Annotated in this window: 3 protein-coding genes; all 3 read left to right on the top strand. The window is 64.1% G+C overall.

Annotation, left to right across the window (positions count from 1 at the left end):
- Positions 1-509, top strand: a 509-nt coding sequence (locus EN879_RS32010) for a DUF1236 domain-containing protein (protein ID WP_127274525.1), incomplete at its 5' end; no start/stop codon positions are given.
- 170 nt (positions 510-679) lie between these two features.
- Positions 680-1,630 carry a CPBP family intramembrane glutamic endopeptidase gene (locus tag EN879_RS32005; protein ID WP_013528803.1) on the top strand — a complete coding sequence of 317 codons (951 nt, stop codon included), beginning with the start codon at positions 680-682 and terminating at the stop codon, positions 1,628-1,630.
- A 290-nt stretch (positions 1,631-1,920) separates the two neighbouring features.
- Positions 1,921-2,458, top strand: a 538-nt coding sequence (locus EN879_RS32000) for a signal recognition particle receptor subunit alpha (protein ID WP_206521043.1), incomplete at its 3' end; no start/stop codon positions are given.

The raw sequence follows: 2,458 nt of genomic DNA, 5'->3' as shown, positions 1-2,458 counted from the left end.
ATCTTAACGTTCGCGCCGGACCCGGCCCGCAATACCCTGTCATCGGCGTGCTCGCCGCCGGTCAGTCGGCAACGCTCAATGGCTGCATCGAAAACAGCAAATGGTGCACCATAGCCGAGGCCGGCGGCCAGGGCTGGGTCTATTCCGACTATGTGACGGCCGATATAGGCGGCAGCCGGGTGGTGCTGACGCAACGGCGCGCCAGCGTTGCTGTCGTCTCGCCGCCGGAGGACATCGGCAACTACTCGACCGATTATACCGGCGCGATCATCGCCAGCGATCCGGTCGTCGATGACTTCCCGCCGCCCCCGGCTGAAGTCCGCACCTATGTCGACACGCACCGCCTCGATCCCATCTATCTCGATGGCGAAGTGGTCACCGGCGCGACCCTGCCCGACACCGTCGAGCTGCGCGAGATTCCAGACTACAATTACCGCTATGTCTATGTGAACGGCCAGCGGGCGCTGATCGATCCGCAGACCCGGCGCATCATGTACGTCGTGCGCTGACGACAATTGACATAAGCGGCCGCTGCCACAGCAGCGGCCGCCGGCAGGCGGCACCGCAGCGTCGCCTCTTGTGCGCCGACGCTGCTCTGAGCATTGTCCTTTGCGGAAGACTTCCGATTTTTCCGGCGGTCGGTTAGTCAATAGGCGATGACTTTGGCAAAGGAGCCCGCGTGACCATCGATCCGGCCGCCTTCGAGCGCTACAGGCATTCGCCGAACGCCAGGACGACCTTGCCGCGCCTGTTGCTCGGAACGGGGATCGTCGTCCTTTTTTGGGCAGCAACCACCGTGGCCGTGCTGGTCGGCGGCACCTATGCCTTCTTCGCCCGGCAGGCGGCCCCATCATCCGGCATGCAGGGTTTCCTCGCCTCGCCCATCGGCATTCTCACCGCGCTCGTCTCGTTCGCCGGCATCTGGATCGGCCTGTGGGTCGCGATGCGCTGGGTGCATGGCGAGAAGCTGTCGGCGCTGCTCGGCAACAGCCGGCGTGTTTCATGGTCCGGCTTCCTCAAGGGGCTGATCGCGGTGCTGATCACCTCGTTGATCTCCGAAATCCTGCTCTATCTCTTGCAGCCGCAGATCGCGCGCGGCCCGATCAGCCTGTCGTCCTGGCTGCTGTTTGCGATCCCGATCGCCGCGCTCACTCTGTTGCAGACCTCGTCGGAAGAGTTGCTGTTTCGCGGCTACCTGCTGCGCGGGCTGGCCAGCCGGTTCAAGAGCCCGTTCATCTGGGCGCTGCTGCCGGCCCTGCTGTTCACCTCGCTGCATTGGAGTGCGAGTTCGTCGCCAGCCATCAACGCCTGTGTGCTGGCGTCGATCGCCGCTTTCGCGTTGCTGCTGACGCTTGTCGTTTACGCAACAGGCAATCTCGGCGCCGCGCTGGGTGCTCATCTCGGCAACAACCTGACCGGCTTCCTGCTGATCTCGCATCAGGAAAGCTACAATTCCTTCGCCCTGTTCAACGCCAGGCCGCTCGAGGGACCGGGCTGGGCAACGTCGGATGCGGTTCTCATCGCCTTCATCGGCATCGCCTGCAGCCTGCTGACCATCGGGCTGCTTTTGCATCCGCGCTCGCCGCTCAAGGTCGCCGCCGAGCTTCCGGACCGCGCGAGCACGGCCTGAATGCGGGTCCGGGAATGACGCTACCCGGCCCTTGTCTTGACTCTTGCGCAGATTTCCTGTCTACACGCCCCGAATTCCGCGACGAGTATCCCTCCGAGCAAGCCGACCAGGACGCCGAAACCTCTTTGAGGTGAAGTGCTGTAAATCGATCCTGGAGGCCAACACCCGGCAGCGCTGAGCGCCCCCGGGTGCTTTTTGGTTTTGGCTTTTGCTTGGACTTTTGGTTGGACACTGGGCGCGAACGCATTACCTCTCGGGCACCATCCGGGTGCCAGGGAAAAGGAAAACGAATGTTTGAATCGCTACAGGAACGTCTTGGTTCGATCCTGAACGGCCTGACCGGCCGCGGCGCGCTGTCGGAGGCTGATGTCTCGGCGGCGCTGCGCGAGGTGCGCCGTGCGCTGCTCGAAGCCGACGTGGCGCTGGAAGTGGTGCGCTCCTTCACCGACAAGGTGCGCGAGAAGGCCGTCGGCGCTGCCGTGGTCAAGTCGATCAAGCCCGGCCAGATGGTCGTCAAGATCGTTCATGACGAACTGGTCGACATGCTCGGCGCTGAAGGCGTCGCCATCGATCTCAATGCCCCGGCGCCGGTCGTCATCATGATGGTCGGCCTGCAGGGTTCCGGCAAGACGACCACTTCGGCCAAGATCGCCAAGCGTCTTTCCGAGCGTCAGAACAAGAAGGTCCTGATGGCCTCGCTCGACACGCGGCGCCCCGCCGCGCAGGAGCAGCTTCGCCAGCTCGGCGAACAGGTCAAGGTCGCCACGCTGCCGATCATCGACGGCCAGTCGCCGGTCGACATCGCGCGCCGCGCCGTGCAGGCGGCCA

This window comes from Mesorhizobium sp. M7A.F.Ca.AU.002.02.1.1 (genome assembly GCF_003998535.1).
Classification (GTDB): domain Bacteria; phylum Pseudomonadota; class Alphaproteobacteria; order Rhizobiales; family Rhizobiaceae; genus Mesorhizobium; species Mesorhizobium ciceri.
The sequence above is the reverse complement of the archived record's forward strand: the minus strand, read 5'-3'. Positions and strand labels throughout refer to the sequence as shown.